Origin of the sequence: Natronincola ferrireducens, from assembly GCF_900100845.1 — a bacterium.
Lineage (GTDB): Bacteria > Bacillota > Clostridia > Peptostreptococcales > Natronincolaceae > Natronincola_B > Natronincola_B ferrireducens.
In genome coordinates this window covers 119,264-134,977 of record NZ_FNFP01000005.1, presented here as the reverse complement: position 1 = coordinate 134,977, position 15,714 = coordinate 119,264, and the positions used below count along the sequence as shown (strand labels likewise).

Genomic DNA, 15,714 nt, shown 5'->3' with positions numbered 1-15,714 from the left:
GTAAATTAATCTATTAAATTAAGAAAGCCTTTAAAAACCTATAAATCCTATCTAAAATCAACAATTGATTCAATAAAATTACCCTAGCAAATAGACATATATGCGTTTGCATCTATATCCGTTTACTAGGGTTTATCCTTACTTATAAATTCTATTACTACTTAATAGTTTTTCTTGAAAAGGACAAATCAAATTTGTTATTAATTGACTACTGTATTAATTGTTAGTTACTCTGTAACAACTGCAGTCTTTTTATTTTTTCTTAACAACTGTAATGCAACAACTGCTACAACTAAGCCTAAACCTATTATATCTGAATACACACCATAGAACATCAGGCTAAGAGAAGCAATACCTAGCATGATTCTTTCATGTAAATTCGTGCTTAATAATAAATAACCTTGGGTTAAAGCTGAGAAGCTTAATACCCCTAATAGAGCTGTTAAAGCAGCCAAGAAGATTTGACTAGGCTCTCCAATCCATAATAGAGAAGGAATGTATACAAACATTATCGGTAAATAATAGATGGCTAAACCCATTCTCAGAGAATACCATCCTGTCTCCCATACATCTGCCTCCGCTATGGCTGCTGCCACATAGGCTGAAAGACATACTGGTGGCGTAATTACAGCCAGCTGACTGGTCCAGAATACAAAGAAGTGGGCTGCTATCATTGGAACACCCATATCTACTAAAGCTGGGGCTGCTAGTGTTACTAATAATAGGTAGGCAGACGTTACATTCATACCCATTCCTAAAAAGAAACTAGCTATCATTACTAGAAGTAAAGCTATAGGTAGTCTTCCTCCTGCAAGTTCTAATATGATGGAACTAAATTTCATCCCTAATCCTGGTAAGGAAATGGCAGCTACTAAAATCCCTACAATTCCTGCTGTCGTTGACATCGCTAAAGCACCCTTGGCTCCATCAACTAATGCCATATACACATCCTTTACCGACATACGATTTTCTTTATTGAAAAAGGATACTACATAGGTTGAAACGATTGCCCAAAACCCTGCCATAGAAGGAGAATATCCCATCCCTAAGAAATATGCAATAATTGTTATCGGTATAAAGAAATACCATCCAGATTTTAAAACATCACTTGCCTTAGGGATTTCTTCCTTTGGAAGTCCCTTTAAGCCAGATCGTTTTGCTTCAAGGTATACCATAAAAATCATACTAACAAAGAAGAGTAAAGCTGGGATTAAACCCGCTCTAGCAATTTCTATATAAGGAACACCGATAAAGGCTGCCATCAAGAAGGCTGCTGCTCCCATAATAGGTGGTAGAAATTGTCCTCCAATGGAGACAACTGCCTCTACCCCTGCTGCTACGTGTTTTTTATAGCCATTGGAAACCATAAGGGGGATGGTAACAGCACCTGTTATTGCTGTATTTGCAGTGGAAGATCCCATAATTGAGCCTAGGATTCCGCTAGAAACAACAGCTGCCTGGCCAGCACCTCCAGTAAATCTTCCAACAGCAGCTTTAGATAACTCAATAAAAAATTGTCCTGCTCCAGACTTTTGTAAAAAAGAGCCAAAAATAATGAATAAGAATATAAAGGTTGAAAATACACTGGCAACGGAACCAAAAATACCATCGGTACTTCCATACATAACACTAACAATTCTATTCACACTATATCCACGATGATAAATAATGTTTGGCATATAATTTCCAAAATAGTTATAAACTATAAATACTGAAGCGATAATACTTAAAGACCAACCTACACTTCTTCGTCCAGCCTCCAAAACTAGGATGACAGCCAATATCCCCATAATAAGTTCAGTTGTCCCTAAAGGCATACCTGCACTCTTCGCCATATTAGGAAAATTCTTCATATAGTAGAGTATTGTTACACAGGAAACTGCAATAAGGGTCAAATCTATCGCCTGAAGAATAGGTGTAGTTTCTCCTTTTCTCTTAGGATTAATTAAAAAGGTAAGTACAAGGGCAAATAAAATATATAATCCACGGCTGATATGGGCTTGCCAAAAACCAAAAGCTGCTTGATAGATATATACGCCGGAAAATGTTGCAGCAAGTATATTAATAATCATTTGTTTATTAAGCTTTGTTTGCAAATCAATAAACCTCCTTTATTGTTATGTTACATTTTTGTGTCGATTATAAACTTAAAGCAATCTATTACTTTCAATATATTAGTAGGGCATTAGCCCTACTAATATATTGTCATATTTCTTTATTACATTAAACCTTCTTCCTTATAATACTTCTCAGCTCCTGGATGAAGGGGAAGAGCAATATGTTGGAATCTGTCGATACCAGGAGACATTTCTTTAAAGCCAGCTTGAACATTCTGTAGATAGTTTCTACCTTCATCATCAAACATCACCTGTAGCATTTCATGCACTACCCATTCTGGAACATCCTCGTTTGCCACCCATATTACTGTATAACCTACTGTTTGTACAGGCTCAGAAATACTTTCATAGGCTTCTGCAGCAATAGTATAAGGAACATGGTAGGGATGAGCTTCTAAAAACTGTTGTATCCTTGCCTCATCCACTGGAATTAATGTCATTTTATGGGATGCCTCTAATTCAATTAAAGCTGGTACTGGTGTTGTACCTCCAATAATAAAAGCATCGATATGTCCATCCCTAAGGGCTGAAGCAGAGTCATTAAATCCTAAGTATTGAATATCTATTGCATCAAATAAATCTACACCTGTCAAAAACTCTTCTGCTACTGCTGCACTTCCTGATCCCTGAGGTCCAACAGATACTTTTTTACCTACTAAATCATCTAAAGTTTTTATACCTGTTCTTTCTAAAGTAACAAAGTGTAGGGCACCATCATGGATATTTGCTACTGCCCTTAGACCGTCATATTGTTGTCCTTCAAATTCTGCTAAACCTCTTTGCATATTATAGGCTGTAGAACCATAGGAAAAGCCCATTTCTGATTGACCAGTTGCCATAAGACGTACGTTTTCTACAACCCCTTGGGTTACTTCTGCTGTAACCTGAAGTCCATCAACCTTAGAGCTTACTAAGGAAGCAATTCCTGAACCTGCAACATAGAAGGTTCCACCTTGTCCACTAGTAGCAAAAGATACACTTTCTCTTCTTTTAGCCCCACCGTTTCCTTCTTCACCGGAAGCTTCATTACCTCCACCACTACAACCCACCAATAATGCAGCAATGAGTACGATACAAATCCAAACCATAAAGTTTTTTTTCATTTTCATATCCCACCTATCTTTATTATTAAAATCATATGTAAAACCCTTTTAAAACGTTTTCCTTTACTGAAATAGACCTTTTAGCAATCACCTCCATATTAATCAGTATTATTGGTGTTTGTTAAAACTTAGGCAATATTTTTTGACGAATTATGTCTAAAAACATCGAATGTTTTTATAACTTAATTATATCACGGGTTAATTGTATTTTCATTGTATTGTTATCACAAAACACTTTAAATTTATTGGGCATATTGCACAAATTTATTTTTTAGAGGCTTTCATTGTATGAAAACCTCTAAAAATTTTTTAACAATATTGACGATTAGAAAATCATCTTCAAAAGGGGATTTCATTGTTAACTTTTACTTACTTCAAACTTCTTGAGGCTTTAATGAAGCTTAAAGATTTTATGAAATTATAAAAGAGTTATCTTAAATGCTCCTTTAAAAATAAGATTACATTATTAAATGCTGTTTTCACTTCTATGTCCTCCATTTGACAATCAAAATCATGGCCCTTTCCTTTAAGTAAAATTAATTTATTTTCAACCTCCATCTCATCAAGCTTCTCCTTTAGTAATAGAGATTCTTGGAAGGGAACGTCATCATCTTTATCCCCATGTAGAAGCATCGTAGGAGGATAATCTTTTCCAATTTTATTTATAGGACAAAAGTCTAGCAGCTTTTCTTTGTCCTTAACTACATCATAGCCACTTATTTCGTTTGTCCAAACACCCTTTTGTCTACAGTATAAATAATACAGCCACCTTTCTCTCCCCCCTTCTGAGATAGCCCCATCACTAACGTAATTTTGGGCTTCTTTTGTACTTATCATTATTTCTCTACAATAAAAACTGTGGGGCTGAATACACCAATCGTCTAATAGGTTGCCATATCCATAAAAGGATACTATCGCTTTAGGCTTATCTACAAAAGTTCCCGTCATTAGAGCTAAATACCCCCCTGCTGAACTCCCTACGACAGCTATTTTTTCTGCATTTATATTGTATTTCTTTGTACATTCCACCTTAACCCAATTGATAGCATCCTTAATATCCTCTAAAATACTTTCCAACTTTGTTTCTGGTGCTACTCTATAATCGATAGAAATGACGTTGAAGCCGGCCTCGTTGTATAGTTTCACCTGCTGTCCTAAAATACTTTCTCTACTTCCCCATATTAAGCCGCCGCCGTGAATGTACATAATTACTGGTGCTTTTTTGTTTTCAATAAGATATAGATCGGCTTTTATACAGCAATTATTCACGTTTTTATATATACAGGTTTCCTTTATTGTATTCATTTTTTAGTTCCTCCATTTTCTACAAGACTCATATTCCTTAAATAATATAAAGAATCTATACTAAATATCTTCTGTATTGACTTTTATATTATTTTTCTATTGGTATAAAATTTTTACATAAATTATAGTTATACTATTCCATCAATTGCCTTCAAATAAAAATCACCCCATCAAGTGTCTTATACAAACCTATTATCGGTATAGACTTAATGGGGCAGTTATAATTATGTTTTTTTCTAGGCTATTTTCTATAATCTAGATTACTATAATCTTAATCTATTTATCAAGAAACTAACTAACTACTTCATCTTTTTTTACTGGTCCTACTAAAATAGGTTCATCAGCTTGTAAAATTAGTCCCTTATCTCTTAGCATCGCCATACCATATAGGAAAATAATTTCTAAAAATCCTGTTATAATACGAACTGTTGCTGATATTAAAATCATCTGTAACAAAGCCGAAGCAGGAACAGTAAAGGCAAAAGCTAATAGCGTAAATATAATGGCATTTGCAAAAAGACCTACAATGGTAGAAACCAGTGTTCTGAGCCAAAGCATACCACCTTCTGTTTTCTTCTTCAATTTAGCGAAGATGTGAACATTTAGGAGACCTCCGATATATGTACCAAGCATACTGGAAATCGCTACTCTAGGTACAATACCCATTAAATCCTTAAATATTGTAAAGTTTTCTTCAGCAAAGGATGGTGCTGGTAAGAATATTAACCAAATTAGAAAAATTGTAGATAAGGCTCGCACTATAAATTGTGCTGTTACAGCTGATTTAGCAATTTCTCTACCATAAAATTCATTCAAGTAGTCCTCTCCTAAAGCAAGAATAGGATACATTAACGAACCTGCAATAATGAAAAACTCTACTCCCCCTACTGTTAAAGCAACAAATTTTGACGATGTAAAAGAAACCATGATTTGTAATCCTGATAACAATCCAACCAGTACAAAGGGTGCATATTTTTTCCCAAGCTTTTCTGATAAATAAGCACCTGTTGCAATAACTGCTAAACCAAAAATATTTGTTAGTAATAAATTAGGTATTCCTGACCATGGACCTGTAATTAATGGACCCATATTTTTCCCTCCTTTTTATTTTGAAAAAATCCTTTTATTGTTGACCTTCTAGTAAACTTTTGCTAACTTCTATAGATATTGTATAAATGGGATTCACAACTTGTCCAAACTTCAAGTTTGCTACCTGCCCTGTCAATGCATAGGCTTCTTCAAAGGTTAACTTTAATCTTTCTTGTAAAAACGAAATCATTTCTCTAGTTGCTTCTTTAGTTGCTTCTACTAAATCTTCATTAGACACGATAATTTCATAACTATTAGGGGTCTCCACCATAGGATGTCTTAATTTTTTACCTTTGATAACATTAACCGTCATGGTAACTTTACTACCAATTTCAATACCTGTTCCAAAAACCTCTCCATCCCCCATGCCAGCATGAACATCCCCTGTGGCAAGCAAAGCTCCCTTCACTTGAACAGGTAGATATAGCTTGTTGCCTGGTGCCACCGACGGTACATCCATATTGCCTCCATGAACTCCTGGGTATAGGCAAGCAATTTCTCCTTCAGAAGGAGCTACCCCCAATGTTCCTATCATCGGTCTAACAGGAAAGGTAATTTCCTCTGAAAAGAAAGCCTTTCCATCCTTAACTTTTACTTTTCTCAGATAAGGTTTTTGTACTTCATCCATCAAAATCCCCATCCATTGTCCCATCCACATTTTTCCTTCTTCATCGAACTCAATATCGTTAATAGCAATTTCTAATACATCACCAGGCTCAGCATCTTGAATGTAAATAGGTCCAGTAATTGACAAAATACGCTGAGGATATTGTCCATCACTATAATCCTTTTCAAAAACTTCATCTGGTATTCCAGGTCCTCTAGTTTTTACAACGAAAGTTTCTCCTGGCTTTACTTCGGCTATTGGTTCATTGGTTGAAGACATACTGTGTATAATTTTTTCATCTGATATAAAATCCATCTTCTCCATCCTTTCTATAGGTATTTATAAAATTTCTAATAATTTTCTGCTCAGCTCAATATTATTAGAATTTGAAAAAAGCACAAAACAATTCCAAACTAATTACAAATTAGTTTGGAAACGTTTTTTTGTAATTTTATTATATCATTTGATTTATATAAATCCTATGGAACTATTATATGAAAAAGATAAGCTTGCATTGTGCAGTTTGCCTAGTTGCTTTTCTTTTCCTAGTTCTACTAATAGGGTTATAATCCCCTTTTGTTTAAGTAAATTAAAGGTTCTTGACATCCTTACCCTTAAGGACAAAAGTATCAAGTATATTCCTATAAAAGAGGACGAGTAAATCTATTGAATCCTACGTCTTCTTTTACAGTTCGCAAATACATTTTTTTCAAATAAGGCATTTGTCTTCTGGCTAATTCAAATGCCTCCTTATTATCCCATTGCAACCTCTCCACCGCTTCCCTTGCTTCTGAGATAATATCTTCTTCATTTACAAATACAGCTTTACCATTTTCGATTACTTTTTTTCCTTTAACAAAAACCATTTCTACAGAACTTCCACTTTCTCCATAAACCAATTGATGGGTGATGTTATTAATCGGTTGCCATAGCATACTGGTGGTATCTAATATAGCTAAATCCGCTTCCTTACCTACTTGGATACTGCCAATTTCATCCCTTTGCATCATGGCACGGGCTCCATTGTTAAGATTCATCTTTAAAGCATCTATAGCTGTAATCCAGTGGTCATAGTTGGGTTGTCCAACTTTGTGTAATAAGGCAGCTAATCTTATTTTTTCAAACATGCTAAGATTGCCACAGTTGCCACCATCTGTACCAATTGCAACATTAAGACCTTTTTGAATAAATTGGTCAACTGGTGTTATACCACTTCCCAAATGTAGGGCTGTACTTGGGCAGTGGACCACATTGGCACCCCTATCTTTGACAATATCTATTTCTTTTTCAGAAACCCAGATAAAATGAACCAAGGATGTTCTTTCATTTATTAAACCTAGTTCATCCATATACTCAATTAAACCCTTGCCATATAAGCGATGGGACATGATAGCCTGGGTCTTTGCTTCTAGAACATGAGTATGCCACCCTATCTTATATTGTTCTTCTAGTCCTTTAGTAAAGTCTAAAAGTTCTCTGCTACAACGTTGAGGTCCATCGGTCCCCAGCATTATTCTAATTAATCCATCTTTACCATGCCATTTTTCAATAGCTTCTCTACATAATTCTGCATATTCCTTAGGGGTTTGTATAGGTCCCTTGGCCTTTCCTTTTAACTCTTGTGGTAACTCTCCTATTTCTAGGGGTACAGTTTCAAAAAAACTTAGGTCTGAATACATAGGAGCAATAGTAGCCCTCATTCCAACATCTATAAATGCTTGAGCTGCTGCATCAATACCTTCAATAGCTTGAATAGGTCTTTGAGAAAAATGATCGATGGCAGAGGTTGTTCCAGTCTTTAGCATTTGTATTGCATCTATCATTGTTGATACGTAAATTTCCCTAGGACTTCTAAAAGACCCTCCCGCCATAGCTAAGAGCATATAAATATCCAGTGGTACACTATCAATGGTTCCTTTTAAAAAACCTGCATAAGTATGTACATGGGCATTTATTAATCCAGGAATAATTAGCTTGTTACTTACATCGATTGTCTCATTAATTTCTAAATTGCAGGTATCAATATTACCCATATCAGCAATTTTACCATCTTTAATTAATATATCCCCTTGTATCCAGTTTTCTTCTTTTAAGTTTAAAAATTTACCATTTTTTAGTAATGTAACCATCATATTTTCATTCCTTTTTTGCATATTTAAGGATAGATACAACTACCCTCAGTTTAAAATCATCTACTCTATCTTCAATAATAGGTAATATTTTATATTATGAGATTAATTTTACCATACTCCGTAAACTCTTCTTGGTAGCCACAGGCTGATGGATGGAATATAGGTAATTAACAATAATGCCACCACTGAAATCATAATGAAGGGGATTACCGATTTTGACACCTTAGTAATTGATAACTCAGATAAGCTAGAAGCTACAAATAAATTCAACCCAAAGGGTGGCGTAAACATACCTATTGCACAATTAACAGTTATAATAACTCCTAAGTGAATAGGATCTATGCCAGCCTGCATAGCTATTGGGTAAAATAATGGCCCTAATATCATTACGATTGATGCACCATCTAGGAACATCCCAGCAATTAAAATTACAATATTCATTAATAAAAGAATGACATAAGTATTTGAGCTTATTGATAATACTGCACTTGCAATAGCTACAGTAATACCTTCGGCTGTAAGAATCCAAGCAAATACAGATGCAGCCGCCAATAGAATCATAACTTGTGCTGTGGTAACAGCTGAACTTCTTAATACATTGTAAAGCCCTTTAAGGTCTAGCTCTCTATAAATTACCATTGCTACAAATAACGCATAAGCTACTGCAACAGCTGCAGCTTCTGTAGGGGTAAAGATTCCACCATAAATACCTCCTAAAATGATGACAGGTACACCCACTCCCCAGCCGGAATCTTTAATAGCCTCAATAAATTCTGCCATAGTTGCTTTTTTATTCATACCAATATCGACATTTTTTTTAGCAAAGAAGTATGTATAAACCATGTATCCTACAGCATAAATAAGTCCAGCACCAAAACCAGCAACAAATAGGGTTCCTACTGATGAACCAGTAACCGCACCGTATATAATCATTGTTACCGACGGTGGAATAATAATTCCCAATGCACCGGCAGATGTAATAACGCCAATGGCATAACTTTCACCATAATTTTGTTCCTTCAAAGCAGGGTAAAGTAAAGCACCAATAGCTACCACCGTAGCAGGGGCAGAGCCTGAAATTGCTCCAAAAAACATACTTGCTAATATAGCAGTCATACCAAGTCCACCAGGAAAAGATCCAATCATAACATTGGCAAGACGTATAACACGTTTGGAAATTCCCCCTTCTCCCATAAGATTTGCAGCTAAAACAAAGAAGGGTATCGACATTAAAGCAAATTTATTAAGACCTGCAAACATTCTTTGGATAATGATAACCAACGGTATATCATTAAATAACGCAAATACTACTAATACTGAGCCAGACAAAGCAATAAAAATTGGTGTACTGGCAGCCAGTAAAATTGCCAGCAGGAAAAATAATGTTGCAACCATAACTTATGCCAACTCCTTTCCTGATATGTTTTCCTCTGAAGAATTACCCTTTAGTTCCTTCCACACTACTTGAAGTAATCGTATAGTCATTAACAGTCCTCCTAAGGGTATGGCTATATATACCCAATAGGTGGGTATTTCCATGCTAGGAGTCAATTGATTGGTTGCTTTATACTGCATAGTTAATTTCCAACCATAAATAGTTATAAAGGTTGTAAAGGCTATACTGATGAATTGAACTATAAGATTTAATATCCTCCCTTTTTTTTCTGAAAGCACCTCTAAAGCCGCTGTAACCCTCAAATGAGCATTATGACGGACAGCAACACTTCCACCGATAAAGGTGATCCAAATAATTGTATACCTAGTAAACTCTTCTGCCCATACAATTCCACTCTTAAAAAAGTATCGCAGAATAACATTCATAAATAAAATTAGTGCAGCTGTGATTATCCCCAAGGAAATAATACCATCTTCTACGATACACATTATTTTGTCTAGCTTCTTGAGCATAGTAGTTGTCCTCCTCTAAAAATTCATTTGTATGGATAGGACATAGCGGTATAATAACCACCATGTCCTGTTATAAATAATTGTTATTTTTGAAATTCTTCGATTAAATCGTATGCTTTTTGTAATAAATCCCTACCAATTACATCAGCAAACTCTTCATGTACTGGTTTCATCGCTTCTGAGAAAGCTGCCATTTCTTCATCACTTAATCTTATAACCGTTGTTCCTGAAGATTCTATTGTTTCAATAAATCCTTCTTCTCTTCTAATAGCTTCTTGTCGCTCAAGTACTCCTGCTTCACGGGCTGCCGTCTGTAAAATCTCTTGATCCTCTGGTGATAATCTATCCCAAAAAGAATTACTGAATAAAAGGGCATATGCTAAATAACCATGGTTACTAAGGGTCATATGACTTTGAACTTCATAGAATCTCATTGCTGCAATAGATACAAGTGGATTTTCTTGTCCATCAGCTACTCCTTGCTGTAAAGCGTTATAGGTTTCTGAAAAGTCAATAGGTATTGGATTAGCTCCTAAAGCTCTATACTGTGCAATTAATAATGGACTTTCCATAACACGGATTTGTAATCCTTCAAAGTCAGATGGCTTTCTAATTTCCTTGTTAGCTGTAAATTGTTTAAATCCACTTTCCCAAAATGCCAAACCTTTTAATCCGATTTTTTCCATTGGCTGGAATAAATCATCAGCTAGTTCGCTATCCAGCAATTTGTAAGTAATTTCTCTGCTTGGAAATAAAAATGGTAGATCAATAAGTTGTAATGGTGCATGGAAACCACTTAATTTGGCAGTTGGTACAAGTCCAGCTTCAACAGCATTGGATTGCATCATTTCTGCTATTTCTATATCGGTACCTAATTGTCCCGCAGGGAAAACCTGTACTTCGATTCTTCCATCTGTTTTTTCTTCTACCATCTTTTTAAATTCAAGAGCACCATAATGTTGATGGGTATCTTCTAAAAGGTCATGTCCAAGCCTAATAACAATTTTTTCTTGACCCCCTTGTCCTCCTGCTGGTTCACTTGTTCCGCAACCAACGGCTAATGTCAAAACTAAAGCAAAAACCAAAATTAAACTAATTCTTCTTTTCATATTGTTGTATCCTCCCTTTAATTGATGTTTTATTACAGTTGTAAAATAATACAACTATTAAACCTTGTTTTGTTTAACAACCCTTGAAATCAAACGTTTTCCTTTTACCAGCTAGGTATATAGTTTATCTATGAACTCAGTCAAGTTGCACAACATATTAACTATTAAACCATCCCTTTTTCTAGTAAAATATTGGAATTTAAATATTCTATAAAATTCTATAAATGTAATTTTTTTCTATAATTGGATTTTATCATTATTTTTAAATAATTTCATTGGTTGTTTTGAACAAAATTTTCTATAATTATTGTGCATATTGCACAATAATATTTTCCTAAGTTGTATTTTATCCACTGTTTTATTGAGGTTTCCTTATAATCCTATTTTAAAAAACTTTGTCTATAGTAAATTCTATTGTTGATTTTTATGTGTATTTTTATAATTGAAGTATAAAAAAGGAAGGGCTATATACTCAAAATCCTAGTAATATAGCCCTTCCTTTTTTATTTTGTGTAATATTAACATTTATAATCAACATAGGCAAATTTAAAAAAGTTTTTCATTATTTTATTAATACTATAAATATTTAGGAGACTCCCTCTTCTGATGGTCTCAATGATATAGTCATGGCAGAGGGTGGCTTCACCATAAAGGTCATCCCAGCCCCTATTACAGCTAAAATAGCAGCAATAATAAATGTCGGCTTAAGTCCACCTGCATTTGCTACGATTACTGGGCCTACTAAAGCTGCTATGCCATAGGCCTGATAAATAATACCATAGTTGGCTCCCAAGTTTTTCATGCCATAGAATTCCCCTGTAATTGTAGGAAACACCGCCAAAAACCCGCCAAAGCAGAAGGCTATTCCTGCAAGACAAATAAAGAAGGTAAGGAAGTTTAGAGATATAATGCTCATGGCAATCATGGCTACAGCCGTGATGGTAAACATCATAAAAACCACTTTAATTCTTCCTATTTTATCCGATAACATTCCCCATATAAGCCTTCCAGCAGCATTGAATAGGGCAATCATAGCTACTGCATTGGCAGCTACACTAACTTCTAGATTTGCTAACTGAACACCTATATCCTGTGCAAGTCCAATAACCAAAAGACCACTCATACAACCAAATAAGTACATTACCCAAAGAAGATAAAAGGATTTTGTTTTCATCATTTCTCCTACTTTATAATTGCAATCGTCCATTGAATTGTTGGATTTTTGTTGTGATGTGCTATAATTATCGGGAAGTTTTAAGAATTGAGCTCCAATAAGAACAAGAATAAAATAAATAATACCTAAGTAATAGAAGGTTCCAGATACTCCTTGAGTAGCTAGAAAAAACTGAATAACGTTTTTAAAAATTAGACTTCCAAGTCCAAAGGCTCCTACAGCAATACCAGTAATAAAGCCTTTTCTTTCAGGAAACCATTTTACACAGGTGGATAGAGGACATACATAAACAAATCCAACTCCACACCCAGCAAGTACCCCATAATAAATATATAATTGAAAAATAGATGTAGCTGTGGAAGATAGCAATAATCCTGCTCCATATAAAACTCCTCCAATGATAGCAACAATCTTTGGTCCTATCCTGTCTTGAAGTCTGCCGGAAAGTATAGTAGAAACAGCAAACATAAAGACGGCAATAGAGAAGGTTAAAACTACTTCATTGTTTCCCCAGCCAAACTTATCCATAAGTGGCTGATTAAATAAACTCCAAGAATAAATTGAACCAATACATATTTGTAACAGTACAGCACCAAGTACTACAAACCAACGATTTGTTGTATTAGACTTTTTTGTCATCCATGTTCCCCCTTTAATTTACTAAACCAGTTGAAGCCTTCTCCAACTGGCTAATCATAATATCTTATAAGGGGAAGGACAAAATTGTCTTCCCCTTTCTAGTTTTTCTATGATCTTGCTAGAAATTGTTGACTATAGTCAACGCCTTTTCTAATAATTGCATAGGTCTGTGATTGATTAGCTATTACTTCCTTTGGTGTCTTTCCATCCAACAAAGTAATATTTGCTTCTCCATCCACTTTTATGCCATAATCAGTATGTCCTAAAAGCTTTGCTCCATCTACCGTAATCATTTTCCATATGCTTTCTTCTTCTTCAGCTGTGAAGAATCTATGAACATAGGATAATAATAATGCTACCTGTTTCACATCTCCACTACCTAAAGGATTAAAGAAATCTCTAACATTATCAGAGCCAAGTCCCATTAATGTTTCATTGTTTAAAAGATCCTTTACTGGTGCTAGTGCTCTAGTAGAAATAGCTGTTGGAGCTGCTGTTACTTTTAATTCACTTTCTTTTATTAAAGCTAAAGCTTCCTCTTTTTCTTCTTCATTTAAAGCACTTAGGGTACAACAGTGGATTCCGTTAACCCTGCCCTTTAAACCATCTGCTATCATCTTTTTAGCTAAATATGGAAGTAGATAATGTTGTCTATTACCTGATTCATCTAAATGAAAATCAGCTTCCACATCATATTTCTTGGCAATTTCCAGAATGGTATCAATATGTTTTTCTCCATCCTTGTTATCTACAATAGTATGTCCTCCTACTAAGTCAGCGCCCATTTCCATAGCTTCTTCTAAAAGTTCCTTGGATTCAGGATAATTTAAAAAACCTTCTTGGGAAAAAGCAGCTACTTGTACCTCTAAAATATCTTTATATTTTTCCTTTAATGAAAGGAGGGCTTCTATTCCTTTTACTCCTACAATAGGATCTACATCAACATTTGTCCTAATAATTAGATTACCAGCTTTAACACCCTGTAAAAGAATTCTTTCAGCTCTTTCTGTAATATCCTCTACAGTAAATTTAGCTTTTTCTTCCCTTGTTAAAGCACCCTTTTCTGGACCAGTTAAATCTTGATACTCTGCCCTTTCATTTAGTAGAGATTTATCTAAATGAAGATGACAGTCAACAAATCCTGGTATAGCAACTCTACCATCAGCATTAATTTCTTTGCTTGCTGTCTGGGAAATTTTTTTTTCTAAAGCGGTTACTTTATTTCCTACAATACCTATATCAAGATTTTCACCATTTACATTTGCATTGCGAATGATTAAATCCATTTTATCTCTCCTCTACTTTTGCAATTGCAGCTACTAAGTTTGCTCCTAATGGTCCTTGATGTTCAAAACCTGCTGAAGCTAAAATCATGGTGTCTCCAATTAATGAACCTACAATTGCATTAATAACTGCCTTTGCAAAAATTCCTGCATAACCTGCTAAGAAATCAGATTTCATTGTAGTTCTTCTACCACGAATAGATCCTTGGGCATCAGCTCCTGCGTTAATAAATACTGTTGCAATTTTATCTCTTTCTTCTTGAGGTATTACATCATCAAACTTAAGTCCTGCTCCCTTAAATGCAGTCTTTGCTCCTTCCACATCCAAGGTATCCTTCATAACACCGCTTCCTATTTTATATGGACTAACTGATTTTGTTGAGTTCCCCATAACGATAACTTTACAAGCTACTTGCTCATTACCAGCTGAAGTAGATGCAACCTTTGAATATAAACTCCAATCTTTACAAATAACATCATCGGTTAAATCTTCTTCCTTGATTTCCCCTAGAGCCAGAGCTACTCCTAGAGCTGAAGCTCCTTTTGACTTAGCCCCTGCTTCTGCAAAGTTTGTAGTAACTACTTTTTTCCCTCTGCTTTCAGCATCTGCTACTCGATCAGCAGTTAAGTTAGGACATTTTACTTCTACACAATGAATATCATCAATAGAAGTAATACCTGCTTCTTCCATAGCTTCTTTTACAGCCTTTGCTACTTCTTTTACTTGGACAACAGTACCATATTCCTCTGGTAAAAGTACTCTTGTTATTTTAATTCCTAATGCAAGTCTCTTTTCATCAGACTCTTGAACTTCAACATTTTTTCTAGTAAAAACTGTATAATGAGGACTCATTAAACCTCCAGTAAGTCCTATCATTAACATAGGGATTCTATTGGCTACTTCTTCACGGCTAATGTTCATTTTTTCTGATAGCATTACTTCAAAAGAAAGGGCACCAAAACCTCTAGCATATCCATCCCCTTCAGTTTGTGCAATAATTGCACAAATTTCTTCAGGATTAACCTCACCTTTATTAATTAGTGCTTCTAATTCTGATACGTCACTTGGTCCTGCCATAGGTAAACGATATACTCCTACATCCATCATTATAAATCTCCTCCTTGTGTGTTAGTTAATAAATTTTAATTAATAGATTTTAAAAATTAAATTGTATAAAAATATGCCCATAGAGCTTCATAAAATATTTGCTTTTTATCTTGTCTTTATGAAGCTTTAATAAGGAATAT

The 15,714-nt window shown here is 34.9% G+C and carries 12 protein-coding genes; all 12 read right to left on the bottom strand.

Annotated elements, in window-relative coordinates; translation table 11 throughout:
* Positions 1–227: 227 nt before the first annotated feature.
* Positions 228–2,096: a TRAP transporter permease gene (locus BLS22_RS11265; protein WP_090553860.1), complete on the bottom strand. Its 1,869-nt coding sequence runs from the start codon at positions 2,094–2,096 to the stop codon at positions 228–230.
* Between the two features lie 122 nt (positions 2,097–2,218).
* Positions 2,219–3,220, bottom strand: coding sequence for a TAXI family TRAP transporter solute-binding subunit (locus BLS22_RS11260; protein ID WP_176762151.1), 1,002 nt, complete (start codon positions 3,218–3,220; stop codon positions 2,219–2,221).
* A gap of 429 nt (positions 3,221–3,649) precedes the next feature.
* Positions 3,650–4,525: an alpha/beta hydrolase gene (locus BLS22_RS11255; protein ID WP_090553858.1), complete on the bottom strand. Its 876-nt coding sequence runs from the start codon at positions 4,523–4,525 to the stop codon at positions 3,650–3,652.
* A 291-nt stretch (positions 4,526–4,816) separates the two neighbouring features.
* The gene (locus BLS22_RS11250) at positions 4,817–5,614 is read right to left on the bottom strand and encodes a queuosine precursor transporter (RefSeq protein ID WP_090553857.1); all 798 of its coding nucleotides are present in this window, start codon (positions 5,612–5,614) and stop codon (positions 4,817–4,819) included.
* Between the two features lie 34 nt (positions 5,615–5,648).
* Entirely contained in the window at positions 5,649–6,536 is an 888-nt protein-coding gene (locus BLS22_RS11245) for an acetamidase/formamidase family protein (protein WP_176762150.1), read from the bottom strand.
* A 326-nt stretch (positions 6,537–6,862) separates the two neighbouring features.
* Positions 6,863–8,353, bottom strand: coding sequence for an amidohydrolase family protein (locus BLS22_RS11240; RefSeq protein WP_176762149.1), 1,491 nt, complete (start codon positions 8,351–8,353; stop codon positions 6,863–6,865).
* 108 nt (positions 8,354–8,461) lie between these two features.
* Positions 8,462–9,748 carry a TRAP transporter large permease gene (locus BLS22_RS11235; RefSeq protein ID WP_090553854.1) on the bottom strand — a complete coding sequence of 429 codons (1,287 nt, stop codon included), beginning with the start codon at positions 9,746–9,748 and terminating at the stop codon, positions 8,462–8,464.
* A gap of 3 nt (positions 9,749–9,751) precedes the next feature.
* A complete protein-coding gene (locus BLS22_RS11230) occupies positions 9,752–10,261 on the bottom strand; it encodes a TRAP transporter small permease (protein WP_090553853.1) in 510 nt (169 codons plus the stop codon).
* 83 nt (positions 10,262–10,344) lie between these two features.
* Positions 10,345–11,370, bottom strand: coding sequence for a TRAP transporter substrate-binding protein (locus BLS22_RS11225; protein WP_090553852.1), 1,026 nt, complete (start codon positions 11,368–11,370; stop codon positions 10,345–10,347).
* Positions 11,371–11,956: 586 nt separating this feature from the next.
* Positions 11,957–13,183, bottom strand: coding sequence for an L-lactate MFS transporter (locus BLS22_RS11220; RefSeq protein WP_090553851.1), 1,227 nt, complete (start codon positions 13,181–13,183; stop codon positions 11,957–11,959).
* Between the two features lie 107 nt (positions 13,184–13,290).
* On the bottom strand, positions 13,291–14,469 hold the full coding sequence (locus BLS22_RS11215; RefSeq protein WP_090553850.1) for an amidohydrolase family protein: 1,179 nt from the start codon (positions 14,467–14,469) through the stop codon (positions 13,291–13,293).
* 1 nt (position 14,470) lies between these two features.
* Entirely contained in the window at positions 14,471–15,574 is a 1,104-nt protein-coding gene (gene atzD, locus BLS22_RS11210; RefSeq protein ID WP_208974705.1) for a cyanuric acid amidohydrolase, read from the bottom strand.
* Between the last annotated feature and the right edge of the window lie 140 nt (positions 15,575–15,714).